The sequence below is a fragment of the Gemmatimonadota bacterium genome, assembly GCA_009841265.1.
GTDB lineage: Bacteria > JAAXHH01 > JAAXHH01 > JAAXHH01 > JAAXHH01 > JAAXHH01.
The window spans coordinates 1,424,419-1,447,208 of the sequence record VXMB01000009.1 but is presented as its reverse complement, the minus strand read 5'-3'; the positions used below and the strand labels follow the sequence as shown (position 1 = coordinate 1,447,208).

The 22,790-nt window shown below is 63.0% G+C and carries 19 protein-coding genes; 12 read left to right on the top strand and 7 right to left on the bottom strand.

Features of this window, described 5'->3' with window-relative positions; genetic code table 11:
- Positions 1-3 precede the first annotated feature (3 nt).
- The 10 genes from F4X08_11100 (at position 4) to F4X08_11055 (ending at position 10,332) form a co-directional block, all read left to right on the top strand.
- Positions 4-1,224, top strand: a complete 1,221-nt coding sequence (locus F4X08_11100; GenBank protein MYD26346.1) for a hypothetical protein — start codon at positions 4-6, stop codon at positions 1,222-1,224.
- A 15-nt stretch (positions 1,225-1,239) separates the two neighbouring features.
- Positions 1,240-1,998, top strand: a complete 759-nt coding sequence (locus tag F4X08_11095) for a pyridoxine 5'-phosphate synthase (protein ID MYD26345.1) — start codon at positions 1,240-1,242, stop codon at positions 1,996-1,998.
- A 73-nt stretch (positions 1,999-2,071) separates the two neighbouring features.
- Complete coding sequence (locus F4X08_11090; GenBank protein ID MYD26344.1) at positions 2,072-3,733, top strand: hypothetical protein; 1,662 nt, start codon at positions 2,072-2,074, stop codon at positions 3,731-3,733.
- On the top strand, positions 3,730-4,581 hold the full coding sequence (locus F4X08_11085) for a hypothetical protein (GenBank protein ID MYD26343.1): 852 nt from the start codon (positions 3,730-3,732) through the stop codon (positions 4,579-4,581). The genes F4X08_11090 and F4X08_11085 overlap by 4 nt, the downstream gene beginning before the upstream one ends.
- A 51-nt stretch (positions 4,582-4,632) precedes the next feature.
- Positions 4,633-6,150: a sulfatase-like hydrolase/transferase gene (locus F4X08_11080; protein ID MYD26342.1), complete on the top strand. Its 1,518-nt coding sequence runs from the start codon at positions 4,633-4,635 to the stop codon at positions 6,148-6,150.
- Positions 6,151-6,202: 52 nt separating this feature from the next.
- A complete protein-coding gene (locus F4X08_11075) occupies positions 6,203-7,156 on the top strand; it encodes a Gfo/Idh/MocA family oxidoreductase (GenBank protein MYD26341.1) in 954 nt (317 codons plus the stop codon).
- Entirely contained in the window at positions 7,008-7,634 is a 627-nt protein-coding gene (locus tag F4X08_11070; GenBank protein MYD26340.1) for a type I restriction enzyme HsdR N-terminal domain-containing protein, read from the top strand. The genes F4X08_11075 and F4X08_11070 overlap by 149 nt, the downstream gene beginning before the upstream one ends.
- Positions 7,635-7,657: 23 nt before the next feature.
- Positions 7,658-8,449: a phytanoyl-CoA dioxygenase family protein gene (locus tag F4X08_11065; protein MYD26339.1), complete on the top strand. Its 792-nt coding sequence runs from the start codon at positions 7,658-7,660 to the stop codon at positions 8,447-8,449.
- 91 nt (positions 8,450-8,540) lie between these two features.
- Entirely contained in the window at positions 8,541-9,527 is a 987-nt protein-coding gene (locus tag F4X08_11060) for a cyclase family protein (GenBank protein ID MYD26338.1), read from the top strand.
- A 28-nt stretch (positions 9,528-9,555) separates the two neighbouring features.
- Positions 9,556-10,332 carry an SDR family oxidoreductase gene (locus tag F4X08_11055; protein MYD26337.1) on the top strand — a complete coding sequence of 259 codons (777 nt, stop codon included), beginning with the start codon at positions 9,556-9,558 and terminating at the stop codon, positions 10,330-10,332.
- Between the two features lie 405 nt (positions 10,333-10,737).
- On the opposite strand, the gene F4X08_11050 is transcribed toward F4X08_11055, so the two are convergent.
- From F4X08_11050 to F4X08_11040, 3 genes are read right to left on the bottom strand one after another with little or no spacing between them, the layout of a single operon-like run.
- A complete protein-coding gene (locus F4X08_11050) occupies positions 10,738-11,499 on the bottom strand; it encodes a succinate dehydrogenase/fumarate reductase iron-sulfur subunit (GenBank protein ID MYD26336.1) in 762 nt (253 codons plus the stop codon).
- On the bottom strand, positions 11,499-13,313 hold the full coding sequence (locus tag F4X08_11045; protein MYD26335.1) for a fumarate reductase/succinate dehydrogenase flavoprotein subunit: 1,815 nt from the start codon (positions 13,311-13,313) through the stop codon (positions 11,499-11,501). The genes F4X08_11050 and F4X08_11045 overlap by 1 nt, the downstream gene beginning before the upstream one ends.
- Positions 13,313-14,116: a succinate dehydrogenase gene (locus tag F4X08_11040; protein MYD26334.1), complete on the bottom strand. Its 804-nt coding sequence runs from the start codon at positions 14,114-14,116 to the stop codon at positions 13,313-13,315. The genes F4X08_11045 and F4X08_11040 overlap by 1 nt, the downstream gene beginning before the upstream one ends.
- Positions 14,117-14,396: 280 nt before the next feature.
- Between F4X08_11040 and F4X08_11035 the strand changes: the two genes are divergently transcribed.
- Positions 14,397-16,355, top strand: coding sequence for a hypothetical protein (locus F4X08_11035; protein MYD26333.1), 1,959 nt, complete (start codon positions 14,397-14,399; stop codon positions 16,353-16,355).
- Positions 16,356-16,410: 55 nt separating this feature from the next.
- On the opposite strand, the gene F4X08_11030 is transcribed toward F4X08_11035, so the two are convergent.
- The 4 genes from F4X08_11030 to F4X08_11015 all read right to left on the bottom strand — a co-directional run bounded on the left by F4X08_11030 (position 16,411) and on the right by F4X08_11015 (position 21,498).
- Positions 16,411-18,360: a hypothetical protein gene (locus tag F4X08_11030; protein ID MYD26332.1), complete on the bottom strand. Its 1,950-nt coding sequence runs from the start codon at positions 18,358-18,360 to the stop codon at positions 16,411-16,413.
- A 78-nt stretch (positions 18,361-18,438) separates the two neighbouring features.
- The gene (locus F4X08_11025) at positions 18,439-19,215 is read right to left on the bottom strand and encodes an SDR family oxidoreductase (GenBank protein MYD26331.1); all 777 of its coding nucleotides are present in this window, start codon (positions 19,213-19,215) and stop codon (positions 18,439-18,441) included.
- 43 nt (positions 19,216-19,258) lie between these two features.
- On the bottom strand, positions 19,259-20,020 hold the full coding sequence (locus F4X08_11020) for a sugar phosphate isomerase/epimerase (protein ID MYD26330.1): 762 nt from the start codon (positions 20,018-20,020) through the stop codon (positions 19,259-19,261).
- An 11-nt stretch (positions 20,021-20,031) separates the two neighbouring features.
- Positions 20,032-21,498, bottom strand: coding sequence for a sulfatase-like hydrolase/transferase (locus tag F4X08_11015; protein ID MYD26329.1), 1,467 nt, complete (start codon positions 21,496-21,498; stop codon positions 20,032-20,034).
- 132 nt (positions 21,499-21,630) lie between these two features.
- On the opposite strand from F4X08_11015, the gene F4X08_11010 reads away from it, so the two are divergent.
- A complete protein-coding gene (locus F4X08_11010; protein ID MYD26328.1) occupies positions 21,631-22,776 on the top strand; it encodes a dehydrogenase in 1,146 nt (381 codons plus the stop codon).
- Positions 22,777-22,790 lie beyond the last annotated feature (14 nt).

Genomic DNA, 22,790 nt, shown 5'->3' with positions numbered 1-22,790 from the left:
ACTATGCGCTTTCGCTTTTCACATTCGGCCAGAACGCGGATGTCTATTAGAAAGAGCCAGCACCGGTCGTACGTCCTGTACGCCGGCCTCGGAACGGCCGCGGTCGTGCTGCTGGCCCTCGCCGTGTGGATCATGCTGTATGAAAACCAGGCCAGGAAGGTCGTGGACTGGCTGCTGGACCGGCCCATCCCGGTTGCCGTGCCCGAGCTCAAACGGACAACCGCCTGGAAAACGGACCAGCAGGCGTTTCACGCGATGGAAGCGGCCCTGTACGGCGCGTTCATGAATCTGCAGGTCACACCGGACCGAATACGGGATACCGCGCCGCGCACTGCGACGGCCACGGGCCGTTGGAGGTCCCTGGAACGAAGGATCATCGTTTCGGGTGCCTATTCGATTACCGAATGCAATCTCGAGATCGCCAGGGCGGTCGTCCGGGCGGGTGGAAAGGTCTCCCGCGCGGAGGAACGGGCCAGGACAGGGGAGTTGCTGCTCGAAATCACCTTCGATGGCGACGTAACCCATCGCCTCAATATAACCCGCGATCAGGCTGTGCACCGTAAAACGGGTCGTCTTGCCGTCGTGATCGCCTATACGGACGGCGATCAGCGGGGTGTGGTCGAGGAACTCTCCGAATTCACCCGGCCCCTCACTTTCGCCCTGTTTCCCTGGGCAGACGGCGCAAAAGCAATGGCCGCCGAACTTACGCGCGGCGATCACGAGGTGATGGCGCTGCTGCCCGTTCAACCGGCGTCTGACGCCGCCGGTCTGCCCCGCAGGAGATCCGTGTCACCCACGCACTCGGAGCTGACCAACCGCCGCGTCGTGGAAGACGCCCTCGCCACCCTACCCGAGGCCCAGGGCGTCCTTCGTTATCCTGCCGGCCGCATGGGAAATGAAGCCGAGGTGCTGGCCCCCGTACTGGACGAACTGGGCAAGCGGAACCTGTACTACCTGGACAATCCGGGCGGACCGGGCAGCTCGGAGGATCGGGGCGGGGGAAGCGGCCGGCTTCGGGCCTGGGGCGTGCTCGACCCTTTGTACAACCCCGTAATCATATCCATGAACCTGGACCGCGCGTCGCTATCGGCCCTGGACGACACCCGCGCCGTCGTCGTCGCCGATGCCAGCCCCCACTCCCTTCAGGTGCTGATGGACCGGATGAGGTATCTTGAAATTAGAGGGATTGAGTTCGTTCGGGTTTCCGACCTCGTGGACAACTGACACCGGAGATTACCCATGGTAAAACTGAGTGTATGCGTAGACCAGGTCGCCGCCCTGCGGAATATCGTGAAACGGGGGGAACCCGATCCCATGACCGCGGTCATGATGTCCCAGGTGAGCGGAGCGGACGCCGTAACGATTTCGTGGGCTGCCGACGATTCGCTCTACCTGGGCGGGGAATATGACATCATCCGGCAGCTCGTGCACACGCACCTTAACCTGATCGCGCCGCCGGACCTGGATGTCCTGCGTAGTATCTTGACGATTTCGCCCGATATGGTTACTCTTGTTCCCGAGGGCTACGGGCACACCGGCCTGAACAACGACTGGTCCGATTCGTCATGGCCCGAAGGTGATTCCCTGGAACGGCCGGTGGAACGCATGCTGAAGGCCCTGCAGGAAGAAGGGATCCTGACGAGCATATTGATCACGCCCACCGCTTCGCACGTCCGGCAATGCGCCGAATTCAAGGCAGACTACGTCCACCTTGACGCAAGCCGGTTCGTACAGGCCGCCGACCCCGAAGAGAAGGGCCGGATGTTCCAGGAAATCGCCGGAACGGCCAGGACCGCGGCCCGGTTGAACATGGGCGTTTCCCTGGGACGGGGCGTCGATTACCGGACGGCGGCGGATCTGGCGGGTATCGCAGAGGTGGAGGAAATGGTGGTGGGCTACGCCGTGGCCGTGCGGGCGATGACCATCGGGTTCGAGCAAGCCGTCCGCGACCTGGTCGGCATCATCCGCCACGCTCCGAGGTCCCAGGCAGACTGGTAACGCGACCAACCGCGCCGCACTCGGAAGCGGTCCCGAAAGGAACAGTACCATTCACAAGCGCATTTCATTCCTGGTGTTTCTCGCCGTCACCCTGCTAGGCGCGGTCCTGGTCTCTCCGACCATCAGGCTGTGGTTTTCGTCTCCCGAGTCCATCGAAGCGCTTGCGCCCGAAGAAAGGAAAGCGCTTTACAGCCAATCCACGGTACCGGGCTTCGATCTGGCCGGCGGTTACCGTCTCGCCGTAAGCATGGACCTGTCCCGGTTCACGGAACGGGGCAGGGCCCGGGCGGTGGAAGGCCTGGTCGAGAACTGGCGGAGGCGCCTGAACGCCTTCGGGATCACCGAACCCGTCATTACCGCGCGGGAGAACGACACGTTCGAAATCGTCGTTCCCCAGAGTGCGGACACCGGTCTCGTAAGCAGGATTATCCGGGAATCGGGCGAGATCACACTGCATTTGTTCAAGGACGGCGCGGAAGTGCAGTCGTTGCGGCAACGCATTGACGATGCGCTTCGTGAGCGGGCCTCGGCCCTCACAGCCGCGACCGCGTCCGCCGGAAATGGCGGCCAGGAATCGGCGATACCAGTAGGACCGGAATCGGCCGGATCCGGGGGATCGGCATCGGCCGGACCAGGGGAATTCAGCGCGCTGCTTGCAAGCATTACGGCGGAGGAAGAGATCGGGGACATCGCGGTCCGGGAAGACAACCTGGATGCCGTAAAGGCCATACTGGCCGATTCAACGGTACAGGCCGGCATTCGGGCCTTCAACCTGGCCAATCCGCCCGCCGGCGCCTTCTCATGGGCTTCCGTACCGGTGGAACGCGGAGGCAGGCTGTTCCATCCGCTCTACTTCATCAACCAGGATGTCGACCTCAACGTGCAGCCGGTGGCGTCGGCCGTGGTCAGCGACGCTTCTGTAACGGCGAACCGGGGCGCATACGCGGTACGCCTGTTCCTGCAGGACGAGGGCAGGGAGAGTCTGGCCAACCTGTCCAGCGCCAACGCGGGCAACCGCGTGGCCATCAAGATGAACGGCCAGGTGTACGTAACGTTGAATATACAGGGCAGAATACCCGACGGACGTATAGAAGTACCCGGCGGAGACTCGCTGGAAGAGGCCCGCGCCCTGGCGGTCATCCTGGAATCCGAGTCGCCGCCGCTGGACTTGGCGCTCCTGGATCAGGCAGAGGATGCGCCCTCGCCGCTCGGTGAAGCGGCCGCGGAAAGCGCGGCCGGCGCCGGCGCGATCGGTCTCGGACTGCTTTGCGCATTGTTCGTTATCCGGTACCGGGCGGCCGGCCTGCTTTTCGTCACGGGGATGCTGCACTACCTGATCATGACCGGAGCGGTGCTGAGGCTGTGGAACATCGCCGGGATTGCGCCGTATTTCACGCTCGCCGGCGCGGTGGGTTTGCTCGGAGCGGTCCTCGTCTTCGCATCCGTGCATCTCTGGATCTTCGAATACCTTCGGGCGGAATCCGGAACGGAATCTTCGGTCCGCCAGGACGTCATGGGCTCGCTCGAGAAGATCAGGCCGGTCCTGGTCTGGACCCATGTCATGCTGCTGCTCGTATCGGTGAGCCTGGTCGTAGTCGGCACCGACGCCGTCGTCAATTTCGGCCTTGTGCTGTTTTCCGGTGCGGCCGGCAGCCTGCTCACCTGTATGTGCTGGACGAACATGCTGCTGTCCTCCCTGGTGGCGGACTGGCAGATCAGGAAGTTGAGTGTATGATGGGAAACGGACTCACCGAACTGTATGGTAATCTGATCGACCGACCGGGTGTCGTATATGCCTTCGCCGCCATACTGGCCGCGGCGGGGATTGCCGCAACGGCGATGAAGACGGAACACGCCGTCGACGATGGCCTGGTAGCGCTGTTATTGTCCGGCGACATGCTCTTCGGCCTGTTCGTAACCATGCTGATCGTACTGGTCATCGTCGGCGCCCGGATCGACGACCGGCCGGGCAAATGCATCGCGCTGACCCTCGGCGTACTGGCGGCCGGAAGTATCGTGCGGATGCTGCTCCCCTTTGCCCTTTCGATCGGCTGGCTGGCGGAATGGAACGGGGTCATGATCGGCATCATCATCATCACCCTCTACCTTTCGCTCCGCATAGGCGCCCGATTCGCCGTGACGGCCATGGGTTGCGCACTTTACACCATGTTCGTCACGGCGGGGATAACCCTTGGCCTGGCAGATCGGATTACGGTACCGGGCATACTGGCGCTTACGGCCGTGGGAACGCTGGCGGTGGTAATGTCCTTTCTCGGTTACAGCCTGGTCAGAAGCCGGATTGAATCCGCTCGTCGGGAACCGGTCAGCCATTCCGTGCGTACCGGTATGGTGCAGGCCATGCCCTTTCTGGCGCTGGCTGGCCTGGCCGTGCTGTTGATCGCCGCCCCGCTGGCCGTCTTCACGGACGGTCCCCTGCGTGATTTCGGCCTGTACCTGATGGTCGGCGGTCCGATCGGCGCTTGCGCCGCGTTGATGTCCGCGATTCCGCTCGCCGCGATGACCCGGAACGTCCAGTTCGAGGCCGGTCCACCCGCACGGCGCGGGGGCCGCCGGCAGCGGTAGGCGTCCGTAAATGGGCCCGCCGGACTATTTCCCCAGGCCGCCTGGAGTAACATGGCCGACCAGCCCAACATCCTCCTTATCCTGTCCGACCAGATGGTCGCCGCTTTGACCGGAGCCTATGGTCATCCCGTCGTACGGACCCCCAACCTGGACCGCATGGTGGAATCCGGCGTGCGTTACGACGCCGCCTACACTCCTTTTCCCCTCTGTGCGCCCGGCCGGGCCTGCCTGATGACGGGAAGGCACGCATCGGAAATCTGCGCATGGGACAACGGCGCATTGCTGGCCGCGGACCAGCCGACCTTTGCCCACTACCTGGCCCGCGCGGGTTACGATACCGTGCTGTCCGGCAAGATGCACTTCATCGGTCCGGACCAGCTGCACGGATTCAGGATGCGGCTGACGACCGACATCTATTCCTCCGATTTCGACTGGGTCAAGCCGGAGTGGATCCACCTGAAGGAGACCGGGGGCGAGGACTGCGAGCGCGTGATGGCCAACCGTCCGTCCTACAACGCGGCGGGTTACACGGGCGACGGCGTGCGCATAGGCGTCTGGCACAACGCCCTCAGCTACGACGAGGAAACGCATTTCCGCGCGGTCGAGTACCTGCGGTCCAGGAAGCCGGGCGGGGGAGGAGAACCGTTCCTGCTATGCGCGTCCTATCACCATCCCCACGAACCATTTTGGCCGCCCGAGTCCTACTGGGCGCGGTACGAAGGTTCGGACATCGAGCTGCCCGGGTTTCCGGCCGACCTGGATGAACGCCATTCCATGATGGACCGGAACCTGAACGCCTATCACGGTACCGGCCGTTACGACCTGCGGGACGAAGAGGGCCTCTACCGGCTTCGCCGCGCCTACTACGCGCTGGTGAGTTACATGGACGACAAGGTCGGCGGCCTGCTGGATACCCTGGACGAGACCGGCCTCGCGGAAAACACGGTGGTGGTATTCGCCAGCGATCACGGCGACATGTTGTGCGAACGCGGCATGGTGCAGAAGCGGTGTTTCTACGAGTGGTCCTGCCGGGTGCCCCTCATCGTTCGCTACCCGGACGGCTGGCGGGCAGGGACGACCTGCGCCGATCCCCTGTCCCTGATCGATCTGCTGCCGACCTTCTGCGACCTCGCGGGCGTCGAGGACCGGCTTCCCCACGACGGTGAAAGCCTGGTCTCGTCCTCCGTGGACGAAACGGACCGCGTGGTTTTTGCCCAGGCCCACGAGGCCGTGGGCATGCCCTGCATCATGGCGCGGCAGGGACGGTACAAGTACCATTACATCCATGGGTACGCGCCACGCCTTTTTGACCTGGAAGACGATCCGGGCGAATGGCATGATCTCTCCGGCGATGACGCGCACCGCCATGTGGAATCCCGGTTACGCGACCGGATCCTCGAACGCTTCGATCCGGATACCATCGCGGATGCCAACCTGTCCAGCCTGTACCGGCGGCGTCTCATCCGGGACACCATGGCGCGTCACGGACGGACGTGGAGCCACGATCCGGAATTCGATCACCGGCGCGGCGCCTTGAACCAGTACGTGCCGCCGTCCGGACAACCGTGAAACCCGTAACCAGCCCAACTTAACGGGCGGGCGATCCCCAGGGAGGCAGTCCATGCTGCGCGCAGGCTTTATCGGCGCCGGGGGCCGTTCCCAGAGCGCGCACTATCCGGCGGTCACCCGGTTGACGGACGTCGAGATGACCGCCGTGTGCGAACTGGACGAGACGCGCCTGGCGCAGGTCACCGAACGCTACGACTTTCCTCATGTCTATACGGACCACCGCGCCATGCTTGCAGAAGTGGAGCTGGACGTGGTCTACTGCGTGATGCACGAGAAGTGGCTGTTCCAACCCGCCATGGACTGCTTGCGCGCAGGCAAGCACATCTTCATCGAGAAACCTCCCGGGAAGAACAGCGCTGAAACGCGGCAGCTGCTGGACGCCGCCGTGGAGCGGGACGTGTACGCCATGGTGGGCTATCAACGACGGTACACCACGGTGGTCCGCGAGGCCATGCGCCGCATACGCGCGAGGGGACCGGTCTCCCATGCCGTGACGACCTTCAACAAGAAAATGCTGCTCGACAGGCCGGAGTACACGACGACGCTGTGGAACGACGTGACCCACGTGGTGGACCTGCTGCGGTACATGGTGGGCAGCGAACCCGTCGAGGTCACCCGTTACCGTGACAAGTTCGATTCGGTCGACTGGAACCACTACACGGCGCTCGTCCGTTTTGCCAGCGGGGCCACGGGCGTCGTCTTCGGAAACCGGGCCTCCGGCGGCCGTGTGTTGAGTGCGGAACTGCACGGCGTGGGCATCGGCTGCTACATGAAGCTGCCCGAGGAAATCGACATCCGGGAGGACGATCGGCAGACCGTACTGCAGGGCTGGGAGATCAACGGCGACGACCCGGAAGATGTACCCCGTTACGAGGGTGCGCTCGCCATGCACGAGCATTTCGTGGAATCCGTACGCAACCGGACCATCCCCGTCAGCGATCTTCGGGACGTCATACATACCATCCGGCTCGTGGACTGGATCGAAACGGGACAGTGCCCCGACTAGCCGCCAGACCGCTTACATCATGGAACGGCTCAATTTCCCGGAATACGGATTCGAAATCGATTCGGATGAAGCGGGCCGCAGGATCATTTTCGACCCGATCCGGCGCAGGTTCGTCCGGCTGACGCCCGAGGAGTGGGTCCGGCAGCACCTGGTGAGGTACCTGGTGGAGGACCGGGGCTTTCCCGCGGGCTTTGCCGCCGTGGAAAAGGGATTTCAGTACGCCGGAACGGCCGTACGCGCCGACGTGATCATGCACGACCTGAAGGGACAGCCGGTGCTCATGGGCGAATGCAAGGCGCCGGACGTCCGGGTGACCGAAGCGGTGTTCGAGCAGCTGGCCCGGTACAATTCGGTCATCAACGCCCGGTTCCTGGTGGCCACCAACGGCAAGTCGCACTTCTGCTGCGAGCATAAGACCGGCGGGGGGTATGCCTTTCTGCCGGAGCTGCCTGAATTCGAGCGTGCCGGAGAAGCCTGAGGAGTTCGAACGTGCCGGAAGGACTGAAACTGGTCGCGAGGGAGACGCTGGAACAGCGGGTTGAAGCCCTGGAACAGGACGGCTATGTCTATTTTTCAAGTGCGCTTGCAGATGATGAAGTTGTCGAACTGCGCGATGCCATGGACCGGATGGAAGCGCGGCCCGAAGAGTTCGACCGGCACGCGAACCCAGATTCCCACGGTTTTCTCAACAAGTCCATCAACAACGTGTTTAACCGGGACCCTGTGTTTCTGTCCTGTCTGGACCGCCCGGAGGTCATAGACGTGGTCGAAGCCGCCCATGGACCGGACTGTCACGTTATCGGCATGACGGCGTGGATGACAGGCCCGGGCCGGCCGGACCAGGGCATCCACGTGGACTGGCAGCCGCTGGAGCTGCCGGAGGACGTCATGGACGATCCCCGTGTCCATGTGCCGGTGTACATCTCCACGGCCCACTTCTATCTCGACGATATCTACGAGGAACTTGGCCCCACGCAGTTCATTCCCGGCAGCCACCGTGCGGGCCGCCGCCCGTCCAATGGCGAATCCACCTGGCGCGGAGTCCAACCTCGGAGCATCCTCTGCTCGGCCGGTGACGCCGTCCTGTTCCGCTGCGAAGTCTGGCACCGGGGGACGGCGAACACGAGCGACCGGGTGCGCTACCTGCTCCAGGTCCACTACGCACAGCGCATGATCACGCAGAAGTTTCCGCCCTACCTGAACCGATTCCAGTTCGACCCGGATATACTCTCCCGCGCCTCGGACCGCCAGCGCCGGCTGTTGGGTGAGCATGAACCGAGCAATTACGACTAGCTCCGCACGGCCCCGCGGAAACGTGAGCCCGTCAGGACGGCATGCCCAACGACGAAACACACATCAACGCTCCCATTAAGGAGGACATAAAATGATATACGCCAGGTTTACCCTCGTTATGGTGCTTACCATTCTTTACGTTCTTCCGGCTGCCGCCCAGACGCGGGAAGAAGGCCCGTGGTGGCCTCATCCCATCTGGGGCAAGGACGACCAGTCGGGCGGTTCCAACTGGATCACGCCGGAGAAGGTGCTGAAGGCCCTGACCCTGGTCAAGACGGGACAGATCTACGAAATCGGCCAGGTTTACAGCGCCGACATGCCCCTCTTCGGCCAGCGAACTTATTCCCTGGTGCTGCCCGGTTCTCCCACGGGCGAGCCCATGGGGACGAACAACCTGATCTATTACGACGAGTTCCTGGTGGCCGAAATCGGTCAGGTCGGCACGCAGTTCGACGGACCGGGCCATATCGGTGAGCGGATGACCATGGCGGACGGAACGGAGAAGGACGTTTTCTACAACGGATACACCAATGAGGAAATCAAGGGACCTTACGGCCTCGTGAAGCTGGGCGTCGAGCACGTGGGACCCTTCATCACCCGCGGCATCCTGGTCGATGTGGCCGCCTACAAGGGCGTGGAATCCCTCGATCACGGCTACGAGGTCACCGTGGAGGACGTGGAAGGCGCGCTGGAGCGTCAGGGTATCGCGATGGACAGTCTCGAGCCGGGCGACGCCTACTTCTTCCGATACGGATGGGCCCGCCACTGGAACGACCCCGGAACGTACAACGCCAGTCCGCCGGGCATTGGAATGGCCGTCGCCCGCTGGGTGGTGGAAAAGCAGGCTTCCATGATCGGTTCGGACCAGTGGACCACCGAAGTCGTGCCCAATCCGGATATCGGCAAGGCCTTTCCCGTGCACCAGGAACTCATCACCCGGAACGGCGTCTGGAACCTCGAGAACATGAACTTTGACGAACTTTCAGGGGACGGTGTCTACGAGTTCCTCTTCATTCACACGCCCATACGCTTCAAGGGGGCGACGGGATCGCCGGCCCGACCGATCGCGATCCGGTAAGATTAGAATACGATGAAAGGAGCAGGTCATGGCAACATTCGAAGGTAAAGCGGTGATCGTGACCGGCGGCGCAAAAGGCATCGGAGGAGGCATCGTCCGCGCCTTTGCCGGTGAGGGAGCCCATGTCCTGTGCGCCGACATCGACGATGCCGCCGGCGCGGAGATCGGCGCCGAGAACGACAACATCCGCTACGTCCATGCCGACGTGACCACGAGCGAGGTGTGCCGGTCCCTGGTGGAAACGGCGACGGATTCCTGGGGCGGGGTGGACATCCTCTGCAATAACGTGGGGATCCAGCCCACCACGAGCTACCTGCCCGCCCATGAGCTTTCAGAGGAGCAGTGGGACCGGATCATTGATGTGAACCTCAAAAGCCGGTTCCTGATGGTGAAGTACTGCGTGCCGGTGATGAAAGCGCGGGGCGGCGGCGTAATCATCAACACGGCCAGCGTGCAGGGACTGCAGTCGGCCAAGGGCATCTCGGCCTACGCGGCGAGCAAGGGGGGCGACCTGTCGCTGGTGCGCCAACTGGCCCTGGATTACGCGGAGGACAACATCCGCGTGGTGGCGGTCAACCCGGGCACCATCGAAACACCGCTCCTGCAGGAAGCCATCGATTCAATCGGCGGTGACGAGGACGAAATACGGACGGATATGGCCTCCCGACACGCAGTGAACCGTCTGGGCAGTCCGGAAGATATCGCCAACGCGGTGCTCTTCCTCGCGAGCGACCGGGCTTCCTTCATCACAGGAGAATGGGTGAACGTGGATGGCGGATTGATGGCGCGGGGGGCATGGGCTTAGGCGGAATTCTACGGTTATGGTGGCGCACCCGAACTAACGCAGACTATATCCCGATCTCTCGTCAGGTCTGTTTATTTCATACGAGAAACCCGCAAATGACAGCGACTATTGAAATTGATGTAGTTGTTTCAGATGCGGACGTGAAACCTCGATCTGAGCGTCGTGATCGTTTCGACCGTATGGTAAACACACCTGAACGCCGGGAGGATTTGAAATGAGCGTCGAGTTGATCGGGATAATCAGTGTAGGCGTTGCCCTGGCAGGACTTATTCTCGCGTCCAGGCGAGAGATCAATCTTCGTCTTGTCGCTTTGGAGCAGGGCCAGGCAGACCTGAGAGAACGTATGGCAAGGGTGGAGGGAATCCTGGAAGGCCTGGTCTTGCGCCGATCAGACAAGACCGAAAGCTAGGCCGGCTCGTCGCTGTCCTTCGACTTGAAGATGCGCAGCAGCCGGTTGAGCGGATCGTAGAATTCGCCGACGACCCGTTCCTTCAGGGGAATGATGGCGTTGTCCGTGATGGTGATTTCTTCGGGGCAGACGTGGGTGCAGCACTTGGTGATGTTGCAGTAGCCGATGCCCTGGTCTTCCTTGAGGTCGCCGAGCCGGTCCTCGGTGTCGAGGGGATGCATCTCCAGGGCGGCGTTGTGCACCATGAGGCGAGGCCCGATGAACTCCTCGTGCAGGTCGTGTTCCCGCAACACGTGGCAGACGTCCTGGCAGAGAAAGCACTCGATGCACTTGCGGAACTCCTGCACCCGCTCGATGTCGTCCTGGTCCATGCGCCAGGTGCCGTCCTCGGCGTCGGGCTTGCGAGGCCTGAAGGGCTTGATCTTCATCTTGGCCTCGAAGTTCCAGGATACGTCCGTCACCAGGTCGCGGATGGTCGGGAAGGCCTTCATCGGCTCGATGGTGATGGTTTCGTCCTCGGGCAGGTCGCTCATGCGCGTCATGCACATCAGCTTGGGATGGCCGTTGACCTCGGCGGAACAGGAGCCGCACTTGCCGGCCTTGCAGTTCCAGCGGACCGCCAGGTCGGGGGCCGACTCCGCCTGGATCTGGTGCACCGCGTCCAGTACGACCATGCCCTCGTCGATCTCGGTGGAATAGTCTTCGAACCCGCCGCTCTCGCCATCGCCCCGCCAGATTCGGAAGTTGGCCGTCGCCATTATCTGTTCTCCTCGATGATCGCTGCCAGGTCCTCCCGGAGCGGTGTGACCGGAACGCGGTTGATCACCATCTCGCCGTCGGCGCCTTTATGCTGGGTGATGTTGAGGCTGCCGAAGGCTTCGTCCTTATCTTCGTAGTCTTCCCGGAAGTGCGCGCCGCGGCTTTCCTTCCTTTCCAGCGCGGCCCGCGCCACCGCCTCCGAGACGATCAGCAGAAACTTCAGATCCAGCGCGGTGTGCCATCCCGGGTTGTATTCGCGGTTGCCGACTACGGAGACTTTACCGGCCCTCTGACGCAGATCTTCGACGACCTCGAGTGCCCGTTGCATGTCGCCCTCGTTGCGCACGATGCCGACGAGTTCCTGCATCCGTTCCTGCAGTTCGTATTGAATCTCGAAGGGGTTCTCGCCGCTTTGCTCGCGGTCGAAGGGCGCCAGGGTCTCGCCAACGGCTGCCTCGACCTGGCCGTCGTCGATCGCGCCGTTGCCGTGCTCACGTGCGTACTCCGCGGCGTACTTGCCGGCACGCTGGCCGAAGACCAGCAGGTCGGAGAGCGAATTGCCGCCCAGCCGGTTGGCCCCGTGCAGGCCCGCCGCGCATTCTCCGGCGGCGAATAGGCCGGGCACGGTCGACATCTGCGTGTCGGCGTCCACGAGCACGCCGCCCATCACGTAGTGTGTTGTCGGCCCGACTTCCATGGCCTCCTTCGTAATGTCGATGTCGGCGAGTTGCTTGAACTGGTGGTACATGCTGGGCAGTTTGCGCTTGATATGTTCTTCGGCGTTGGAAAGCTTCTCCCTGATCCACGAAATGTCGAGGTAGACCCCGTCGTGGGGCGATCCGCGGCCCTCCCGGATTTCCCGGACGATGCAGCGGGCTACGTGGTCTCGCGTCAGCAGTTCAGGCGGCCGGCGGGCTTCCTTGTCCCCCTGCGTATAGATCCAGCCCTCTTCGGGGTTGTCCGCCGTCGAGTTCTTGTAGAGGTCGGGGATGTCGTCGAACATGAAACGGTTGCCTTCGCTGTTCGTCAGGATGCCGCCCTCGCCGCGGACGCCCTCTGTCACCAGGATGCCCCGCACGCTCGGCGGCCAGACCATGCCCGTCGGGTGAAACTGCACGAACTCCATGTCCAGCAGCGCGGCCCCGGCGTCGTAGGCCAGGCCGTGGCCGTCCCCCGTATATTCCCAGCTGTTGCTCGTGATCTTGAAGGCTCGGCCGATGCCGCCCGTGGCCAGGATGACCGCTTTCGCGTGGAAAACCCGGAACCGTCCCCGCTCCCGGTCGTATCCGAAGGCGCCCACGACCCGGTCGCCGTCCTTCAACAGGGCGACGATGGCGTGTTCCATGTACACTTCCATGCCCTGGTGGATCCCGTAGTCCTGGAGGGTGCGGATCATCTCCAGGCCGGTGCGGTCGCCCACGTGCGCAAGGCGCGGATATTTGTGGCCGCCGAAGTTGCGCTGCAGGATGCGGCCGTCGGCCGTCCGGTCGAACAGGGCGCCCCAGGCTTCCAACTCCCGAACGCGGTCCGGCGCTTCCCTTGCGTGCAGCTCGGCCATACGCCAGTTGCTCAGGTACTGTCCGCCCCGCATCGTATCGGCGAAGTGGACGCTCCAGCCGTCCCGGTCGTCCACGTTGGCCAGCGCCGCGGCCACGCCCCCTTCGGCCATGACCGTATGGGCCTTGCCCAGCAGGGACTTGCAAACCAATCCCACCGATACCCCGGTGGCCGAGGCTTCAATGGCCGCCCGGAGTCCGGCGCCGCCGGCGCCGATCACCAGCACGTCATGTTCGTGGCTCTGGTATTCCGCCATTAAAGGATTCTCCAATCCGTCCACACGCCCATGGCCACCAGGCGTACGTATACATCCGCGAAAGCAACCCAGACAAGACTGAGCCAGGCCCAGTTCATGTGTCCTCTGTTCAGGCACGAAACGCAATTATAACCCGCGTGTCGCACGGGCGCTTTCGAAAGGAGGTCCAGGTTGCCGCCGATCAGGTGGCGCAGCGAGTGGCAGCCGAACTGGTAGCCACCCAGAAGGATGACGTTCAGGGTCAACACCAGGGTGCCGATCCCGATGCCGAAGGTCGTCTCACCGGTCGCCGCGTCCGTGAACCACAGGGCCTTCCAGGCGTCGTGAGCCAGGAAGATCCAGATGATGAACACCGCGTAGAGAAAGTACCGGTGAATGTTCTGGAGGATGAGCGGAAAGGACTGTTCGCCCCGGTATTTCTTTCTCGGTTCGGAAACGCTGCAGGAAGGCGGGTCGGCCCAGAAGGCCTTGTAGTACGCCCCCCGGTAGTAGTAGCAGGTGATGCGGAATCCGGCAGGCGCCCAGAGGATCAGGAAGGCCGGTGAGAACGGGAGCATGGCCGGCCACCATTCGGGCCTGGGACCGAACAGCGCATGGGACGAACTGCCGAAGATTTCGGGCGAATAGAAGGGCGAAAGATAGGGCCCCCAGGCGTAGAACTCGCCCTGAAAGGCCGCCCACGTGGAGTAGACGACGAAGGCGGAGAATACGCCCAATGTCACCAACTGCTGCACCCACCAGGCGTCTCTGCGGCGCGTCTGGCCGAAACCGCTGGCCTTCAGCGAAACACCGGTTGTCGACATAGGTTATCCTCTTGAAACCAGATCGTTAATCGGCCGGATTTCACAGACAAAACACATTAGCGCAAAGTAGATGATGAGCGGCCGCAAGGCAATAGAAAAAAACGGGCCTGCGTGCCATGGCCGCGAGGCCCATCCCGGTGGTTTACGACCGCATATTCCCGCATAAATCAATAGCCGAAACCGGCGGTAGGGGGATATATTGAAAACCCGTATTCGCGACGCCGTGCCAGCACGCCATGGGTAACGATTCACCCCGCAGATTTGGAATCAACATCCCCAGATGTCGACCGATTCAAACCAGGTTTCACCCTCCAACCAAACCGTGAACGGCCTGACCCCCAGGGTGCTCATCCTGGGCAGCGCGCTCGCCGTGTTCATCGCGATCTGGACGCCCCACACCAATTACGTCATGCACGGCCCGAGGCTCACCCTGAGCCATCTCTCGATCGCGGCGCTGGTTTCCTTCCTCGTCGTGATCTTCTGCGTGCAGATCCCCCTGCGCAGGTGGCGACCCGAACGGGCGTTTTCCGCGGGTGAACTGGCCGTGCTCTTCGTCTTCTGCCTGGTCTCGTCGACAATACCGGGCAAGGCCTTCGTGGACTACTTCGTCGGCATCCTCGCGTCGCCGTTCTACTACGCCACGCCGGAGAACCGATGGGCGGACACTTTCTTTCCCCATCTGCCGGGCTGGCTGGTCGTCCGGGACGATCTCGGGGCCGCGACGGGGTTCTACGAAGGCGCCAGCCAGAGCGTCCTGCTGTGGGTCGACTGGATCGTTCCCCTCTTCTGGTGGATGTGCATGCTGGCGGCGCTGTTCCTGGTCATGGCCTGTATTGCGGTGATTTTCCGCCGTCAGTGGGTCGAGCACGAGCGGCTGTCCTTCCCCGCGGTCCAGATTCCGTCGATGCTGATCGCGGGGACGACCCGGGGTGGCATCATGCCGGCATTCATGGCGAACCGGTACTTCCAGGTGGGATTCGGGGTCACCTTCGCCCTGCTGGCCTGGAACTGCCTGGCCTATTTCGGTTACGTACCGGCCATACCCGTCGGCGCGCCCTTCCGAACGCAGATCCAACTGGCGCAGTCCGTTCCCGAGACCCAGGTGCAGTTCAATCTCTTCATGATGTGTTTCGCCTACTTCGCCGACCTCAAGGTGCTCTTCAGCATATGGTTCTTCCACCTCCTCGCGTTGCTGGAAATCAGCCTGCTCAACCAGCTGGGCGTATCGGCGTCGGGTATGGCCGGCGGCTCCGGGTTCATCGTAAAGACCCAGCATTTCGGCGGGTTCTGGGTATTCGTGCTCTGGGGCCTGTGGATCGGCAGGCATCACCTGAAGGCCGTGTGGCGCAAGGCTTTGGGCCGTGCGCCGGAACTCGACGATTCCATGGAATTGCTGTCCTACCGCACGGCATTGCTTGGACTGGCGGGCGGCTTGTGCTACCTGCTGTTCTGGTTGAACCGCATGGGCATGTCGGTCGACGTGGCGGTGCTCTTCCTCGCGATCACCCTGGCGCTGTACATCGGCGTCACCCGCATCGTCGCCGAGACCGGGTTGGTCTTTCTCGACCTCCCGGTCAATTCGAACGAAATGACGGTGGGCGTCATCGGATCGACCAACCTCTCGCCCTCGAATCTCACGGCCCTGGGACTCACCCACGCCGTCTCTCACAACCACCGGGGCATCGGTCTTTCTTCCCTGATACACGGCCTGAAGGTATCCGAAGGGTTTACCCGGTCCAGAAAGGGTCTGTTTGCCGCGGTAGGCGCGGTGCTGGTACTGACCTTCATCGTCACGAACGGCTATACGATCTACGCCGGGGCCTCCGGGACGGGCGCCCATGATTTCGCGCCGCTCCGGGCCGAGGGTTTCTACGACCAGTTGGCCACGTGGTTCAACAATCCCTACACCCTGTCCTACGAGGAGATCTATTTCCTGCTCCTGGGCGCTGGGATCACCACGGGTCTCCTGTTCATGCAGTACCGCTTCCCCGGCTGGCCCTTCCATCCCATCGGCTACGTCGTAGCCTACGCGGACATCATCAACTTCGAAATCACGTCGATCTTCACGATCTGGCTGATCAAGGTGCTGTTGCTGCGCCTGGGCGGCTTCGAAATGTACCGGAGGATGCAGCCGGCGGTGATCGGCGTGCTGCTGGGTTACGCGGTGGGCGTGACCCTCTCCCTGGTCGTCGATGTCATCTGGTTCCCGGGCCAGGGACACAACGTGCACAACTGGTAGGCCTGCCGGAGTGGTCGTCCCCACGCGACCGTCCAGGGCGGCCGTCGCGGGCAGCCTAGAAGATCTCGGTGATGTGCGGCGTGTCCGGGAAGTAAATCGTATCGACGATATAGGCGGCCAGGACCCCGGCCACGTAACCGACGAGGATACCCAGGAAAAGCGGTTGCGCTTTCCGGTACAGCCGGACGCCGCCGATGCGGAGCAGGATGACCTGGACGAGCCACGCGACGAAGAGGGTGAAGGTAAGCCCCCGTATAGGCCCCGAAGCGCCGATGGCGAAACCGATGGGATTGAGCGGCCACCAGTAGAAGAGGTACCTGCCCAGGGCAAGGAGGCTGCTTACGGCCATGCCGACCGTGAGAAACAGGATTTCGAGGGCGGTGACCTGCGTGGCGTTCTTCATCCACTTCACCACCAGGTCGAAGAACAGGTTCCCCGTGTTCCTCAGATTGATATGCAGGTTGTCCGCACCCTCCGCGTACCCGGAGTAGACGACGTATCCTGTCGAGATCGCCGTCCCGCTGACGAACGCGAGCATCACGAGCAGGAACAGACGTCCTCGGTTCTCCCCGAGATAGTTCCGCCAGAAAGCGACGTGTGAAAGCCCCACCATCGTAAATGTCCGCCAGTTCCGCGCGAAGACGTTGGTCAGTCCGAGACCGGTCAGCGTCGACCCGGACAGGTTGGCCGAGCCCACCATCCCCACCGTGAAGGCGTGGGCGTTGATCGGCAGGTCGAGGTTGATCAGGCCCGCTTCGGCGAGGATGCGCGCGATGCCGAAATAGAATACCAGCAGGAGGAACAGGAAGAGCAGGGCGACGGGGACGGAGAATCCGATGGCGTGCAGCCAGGCGGTCATGAAGAGCAAGCCCAGTACCAGGCCGATGACCGCCGTGCGGTAGGAGAACATTTCGTTCTCGTCGCACAGGTCGCTTTTCCTGCCGAGGGACTTCCGAAGGACGTTCCCCATGTGTTTCCTGGCCATCCAGACGCTGATCAGGGCGAACATGATCAGTCCGCCGCAGAACTGGATGGCCACCAGGCCGCGGGGCACGATCGTCTCGGCAGGCGAAACCACGCCGAAACGGTTGAGCAGACCGGTTTCCAGGATGCCCAGCACCTGGAAGAACCAGACGCTGAAGAGGATCTCGACATTGACGAAGAAGGCGAAACACAGCACGTAGGGCACGAGCCGGATGGCGATGGGCGGGTAGGCCGGGTCGATGACCACGTTGAATACCGGACCGGGAAGGGGGATGTGGGGCAGCACGCCCCAGAAGCCGATGATGTTCCAGGTCATGACGGCCAGGCTGGCCGCGAAGCCGACCTGGAACAGCCGGTTACCGAAGAGGGCCGGCCACCTCCCGGACGGCCCGGACGCGCCTTGATCGGTCTCGAGCAGGCGGAGCACCACCTCGCCCATGGGAAACTGAAGCCGTTCGTGTTCCACCCACTGCTTCCGGAAGATCACGACCAGGCAGGCGCCGATGAAGAGCAGCGCGCCCAGGGCCGACATCCACCAGAAGAGCGGGATGACCCAGTCCTGCCACGGAATCGGCATTCCGGACGGCCGTCCCGCAAAGAAATCGGAAACCTGCCCCTTGTCGTTGGGAATGACCGTCCATTCCGGCAGGTAGGCGAAGAAGTGCGCCTCCCACTGGTTCTCCGGACTGGCGAAGTAGTGCGGCGCGGTGATGACGCTGATGAGATAGCGGACCATCCCCCAGTCGGGCACCATGGCCGCGATCAGTCCCATGGCGAAGATGACCAGGAGTTCCGGCCTCGTGAGCGCGGCGTCCCGGTTTATGGCGCGGATCAGTACGTTCGGAAGAAGGACCAGGAAGACGAAGGGAACGACCAGGCACAGCGGCATCTGGGGGAAGGTCAGATAGTTGTAATTCAACTGCGCCGAGGCGTGCTGTCCCCAGAAGGCGACGAAACAGGCGAAGGCCAGACCCAGTCCGGCCGTTTTAAGGGATATGGGTTTCGTGGTCAGCTTGGTCATGCCTGGTCAAGCCCGGCCGAGCCCGATCCGGCCTGGTCGCGCCCACTTTGGTCTGGTCGCGCCCGCTCGCGCCGGAAGTCACTCCTTGATGGAGGCCGTGCCGCGCTTGAGCCAGAATCCACCGTCTACGCGCAAGACTTCCCCGGTGATGTAGTCCGCGGCGTCGGAACACAGAAAAGTGGCGGCCTTTCCCAGGTCCTCGATCCTGCCCATCCGGCCCCAGGGAAGCCGCCTGCCGCCTTCCTCGAGTTCCTGCTCCGTGGAGTACTGCCGCTCGCCCGGCGTGTCGGTCCACCCGGGTTCGATCACATTCACGCGGATGCGGTGCTCCAGCAGTTCCAGGGCGATGATGGCCGCCATGTGGTTCATCCCGGCCTTGGCCGAAGAGTAGGCGAGCGAAGTGGGGAAAGGCAGGAAGGACATGACCGAACTGATGAAGAGGATGCTGCCGCCCTTCCCTCCGGCCACCATCTTCCGGGCGCCGGACTGGGCCATGTGGAAGGCGCCGAAGAGGCTGACATCGTAGGTTTTCCGCAGTTCATCCACGTCCATCTCGAGAAAGGGCTCCCGCGTCGAATAGTAGGCATTGGCCACGACAATATCGGGTCCGCCGAGCTCCTCGGCTGTCTGTTCCACCATCTCGTCCACCGCGGACCGGTCCGACGCGTCCGCGCCGATGACGACCGCACGCCGCCCCATGGCCCGGATTTCGTCCGCGACTTCCTCGCCGTCGTCCCGGTGGCGGAAGTAGTTGACGGCGATGTCCGCCCCGGTGCGGGCCATTTCCAGTGCGATGCCTTTGCCGATCCCGCGGGAGGAACCGCTGATCAGGGCCGTTTTACCTGTAAGGTCGATCATGGTACCCTCGCATCGATATAGGTGGTGAACGGAAGCTGGGTCAAAGTCCCATGGCCGTCATGTTGCGGAAGCTGATGGCGATGCTGTCGAAGGGATCGCCGGCGCAGGTATCCTGCTCGACCACGTACCACTGGGCCCCGGCGGTCTCGCAGGCGGTGACGATACCGGGCCAGTTCATGTTCCCCTCGCCGATCTCGGCCATCATCTGCTCCCTGCCCGACACGCCCAGATCTTTGAAGTGGATGACCGGGCACCGGTTGCTTACCCGTTCGATCCAGTGGATCGGGTCGCCCCCGCCGTACTGGATCCAGTAGGTGTCGATCTCGAAGCACAGGGCGGGATCGCTGTCCTCCACCAGGATGGCCAGGCCCGTCCGTCCACCCACGCGCACGAGTTCCGTATGGTGATTATGGTAGCTGAAGGACATGCCGGCTTTCTTCAACCTGAGCGCGACGGCCGACGCGTCCGCCGCGAACCGGGAGAACCCGTCCGGGTCGTCCCAGTAGGACCGCGGCATGGACCCGACGGCAATATGCTCGCAACCCCAGAGGCGGTGCTCCTCGATCACTTTGTTCGGTTCGTCCTGCAGCCTTTCGAAGGGCACGTGCGTGGCGCAGACGCGCAGGCCGGCGTCCCGGATCATGCTGCCGAGCTCTGCGGGGTCGACGGGACCGAGGGCCGAAAGCTGAATGTGATCATAGCCGATGGACTTGACTTTCTTCAGGGTGTCCGCGATGTCGGCCGGCGTCTGCACGAAGTCGCGCAACGTATAGAGCGTAACGGCGATTTTGCTTGCAGCCATCGAGGTCTCCTTCACGATTTCAGTTGTTCGAAAGCAGGCGAGTCGTCATCCCAGTCGCCGCCGACGGGTCGCAGTTGACCGGCACCGGAGACCTGCCTGGACCAGCCGTCCCGGTCCGGGTCGGCATAGCGTTCGAACCAGCCCTCCAACTCGCCGCGCAGCGACCGGCGCCTGCCGGCGTAACCGGCATCGTCCGCGAGATTCGCCCGTTCGTCAGGATCGTTTTCCAGGTCGTACAGTTCATTGGGTCCGTCGGGATACCGGTGCACGTATTTCCACGATTCGGAGCGGATCATGCGCGTGCCGCCGTATTCGTCGAATACCACGACGTGGTCCCGGCCGGTATCGGTCGCGTTGCCCCGGGCCGCCTGGTCATCCGGGCCGGCGTCGGACGTCTCAGCACGGGCTGGCCGGGCCGCCCCGCACATCCAGGCGTCCAGGTAGTTACGCCCCGGCAGGTTGCGTTCCCAGGGCACGGGCAGTTCCAGGTAGGACAGGAGCGTGGGCATGAAATCGTAGGCGCTGATCATCGCCTGCTGCACGGCGCCTTCGGGCAGGCGCCCGGGTTGACTTACGAGCGCAGGCACCAGGATGGAGTTCTCGTACATGTTCAGCGGGCTGGTTCCGTTGCCCTTGCCCCAGAACCCGTGGTGTCCGAGGCTGAAACCGTTGTCGCTCAGGAAGACCACCAGGGTGTCTTCGCGGATGCCGTGATGATCGAGCCGGTCCAGCAAACGGCCTACGTCGAGGTCCATGGCCGTGACGGCCGCGAAGTAGCCCTTCAGGCTTTCCCGGTCACCCATGCATTCGCGGGTCAGGCCGCCTGCCCAGGGGTGGACGGGCTCCTGGGGGCAGGAGTCGAAAGGGCAGTCATCGTAGGAATCTACAATATCCTGCGGATGCCCCGTCCACGGACTGTGCGGCGCGGTGTAGTGGACGCTCAGGTAGAACGGATCATCCTGGTTGGCGTGGCGGTCGATGAAGGCCAGCGCATCGTCGGTAATGACGTTCGTGACATACCCCGGTTCGGTGACCGGGACGCCGTTCCGGACCATAGGCGCATCATTGTAGGGACCGCCGCCGAACTGGTGGGTGAACCAGTGGGAGAACCCGTGCTGGGGCAGGGTGCTGTTCCCCAGGTGCCATTTGCCGCTGAGGCCGCATCGCCATCCGTGGGCCGCGAGCACATCGGTATACGCCGTTTCTCCCTCGAGGTAGGAAGCCGCGTCCTCGCCGACATTGCCTCCCCTGATCCAGTCGTGCACGCCATGCTGGGAGGGGATCCGGCCGGTCAGCAGCGTCGCGCGGCTGGGGGAGCAGACGGGCGTGGCCACGAAGAACCGATCGAAGCGAACCCCGGTCTCCGCGATCCGGTCGATGTGCGGCGTGCGGATTTCCCCGTTGCCGTAACAGCCCGCCGCCCAGACGCCCTGGTCGTCGGTAAGGATGCAGAGCACGTTCGGTCGCGATGATGCCATGGTGGGCCTCGGGATCGGGTGGTTACCCGGCATGTGATCGGAAGGTGCGGGTTTAAGACGGTTGAAACGGCAAATTAGTGCGCCGCCGGTGGAATGTCACGGACATTATAAATCACCCAATTCGCGTTTGCCATGCATCCGGCCCATCCCGTATATTGTCCCCCGCATAGCAGGCGGGGCGGAGGACGCGGGACGAGCGTGTGGGGAGTCGTTATGATACGTACGGGCATCGTGGGCTACGGACTGGCGGGACGGCTTTTCCACGCCTACCTGGTTTCGCGGACCGAGGGGTTGAAACTCGCCGCCGTGGCCAGCCGGGACCCTGAACGCCGGGCACAGGCGCATCGGGACGGGTCCGTGGATACATATGAGACCCTGACCGATCTCCTGGCAGACGACGGCATCCAGCTGATCATCCTGGCCACGCCTCACCATACCCACGCTTCCCTGGCCATCGAAGCCATGGAGGCCGGTAGACACGTGGTCGTCGACAAGGTCATGTGCATGTCGGCCGCCGAAGCCGGGGAAATGATCGCGGTCAGCCGGCGTCGCGGGGTCATGCTGAGTGTCTTCCACAACCGCCGCTGGGACTGGGGCTATCTGACCGTGCGCAAGGCCGTGGACGACGGCCTGCTTGGCGAACCCTTCCTGGTCGAAAGAGCGGTGCACAGGTTCCGGGCATCCAGGGGCTGGCGGACCAGCCGGGCGGACAGCGGAGGGCTGCTTTACGACTGGGGCGCCCACCTGGTCGACCAGGGGCTGCAGCTGCTGGCCGGCCGTCCCGAGGCGGTCTACTGCAATGGCCACAAACGCCTGTGGGAAGGGGACATAGAAGATCATGTCACCTGCACGCTGTATTTCGAAACGGGTACTGAATACAGGATGGAAATCAGCAATCTGTCGCATATATCCAAGCCCCACTGGTACGTGCTGGGTACTCGAGGATCCCTCGTGAAGACGGGACTCGATCCCCAGGAGGACTGGATGAAGAAGGGCAGGATCGAGGACGCGGTGGAGGCACCCGAAGACCATGTCCGGGTGGTCACGGAGCGGGACGGTGGGGTAGAGGAGTTGATCCTGGATCCGGTGAAAGGAAGTTGGGTGGACTACTATCGAAACATCTCGGCCGTGCTGACCGAAGGCGCCGAAATGGCCGTCCAGCCCCGCGAAATGCTGGAGCTGATGAAGGTACTGGATGCTGCCACGGAATCCCTGGAAACCGGCCGCGTCGTTTCGATGAGCTGGGGTTCGGCGGGAATTCGCAACCCAGGCGAGTAATTCGCAACCCAGGC

What these genes read in the sequence shown, in the direction of transcription:
- F4X08_11045 (MYD26335.1), bottom strand. Translation starts at nt 13,313, where the DNA reads ATGGCGGAATACCAGAGCCACGAACATGACGTGCTGGTGATCGGCGCC.
- F4X08_11060 (MYD26338.1), top strand. Translation starts at nt 8,541, where the DNA reads ATGATATACGCCAGGTTTACCCTCGTTATGGTGCTTACCATTCTTTAC.
- F4X08_11055 (MYD26337.1), top strand. Translation starts at nt 9,556, where the DNA reads ATGGCAACATTCGAAGGTAAAGCGGTGATCGTGACCGGCGGCGCAAAA.
- F4X08_11080 (MYD26342.1), top strand. Translation starts at nt 4,633, where the DNA reads ATGGCCGACCAGCCCAACATCCTCCTTATCCTGTCCGACCAGATGGTC.
- F4X08_11040 (MYD26334.1), bottom strand. Translation starts at nt 14,116, where the DNA reads ATGTCGACAACCGGTGTTTCGCTGAAGGCCAGCGGTTTCGGCCAGACG.
- F4X08_11050 (MYD26336.1), bottom strand. Translation starts at nt 11,499, where the DNA reads ATGGCGACGGCCAACTTCCGAATCTGGCGGGGCGATGGCGAGAGCGGC.
- F4X08_11030 (MYD26332.1), bottom strand. Translation starts at nt 18,360, where the DNA reads ATGACCAAGCTGACCACGAAACCCATATCCCTTAAAACGGCCGGACTG.
- F4X08_11010 (MYD26328.1), top strand. Translation starts at nt 21,631, where the DNA reads ATGCATCCGGCCCATCCCGTATATTGTCCCCCGCATAGCAGGCGGGGC.
- F4X08_11095 (MYD26345.1), top strand. Translation starts at nt 1,240, where the DNA reads ATGGTAAAACTGAGTGTATGCGTAGACCAGGTCGCCGCCCTGCGGAAT.
- F4X08_11015 (MYD26329.1), bottom strand. Translation starts at nt 21,498, where the DNA reads ATGGCATCATCGCGACCGAACGTGCTCTGCATCCTTACCGACGACCAG.
- F4X08_11100 (MYD26346.1), top strand. Translation starts at nt 4, where the DNA reads ATGCGCTTTCGCTTTTCACATTCGGCCAGAACGCGGATGTCTATTAGA.
- F4X08_11070 (MYD26340.1), top strand. Translation starts at nt 7,008, where the DNA reads ATGTACCCCGTTACGAGGGTGCGCTCGCCATGCACGAGCATTTCGTGG.
- F4X08_11035 (MYD26333.1), top strand. Translation starts at nt 14,397, where the DNA reads ATGTCGACCGATTCAAACCAGGTTTCACCCTCCAACCAAACCGTGAAC.
- F4X08_11075 (MYD26341.1), top strand. Translation starts at nt 6,203, where the DNA reads ATGCTGCGCGCAGGCTTTATCGGCGCCGGGGGCCGTTCCCAGAGCGCG.
- F4X08_11085 (MYD26343.1), top strand. Translation starts at nt 3,730, where the DNA reads ATGATGGGAAACGGACTCACCGAACTGTATGGTAATCTGATCGACCGA.
- F4X08_11020 (MYD26330.1), bottom strand. Translation starts at nt 20,020, where the DNA reads ATGGCTGCAAGCAAAATCGCCGTTACGCTCTATACGTTGCGCGACTTC.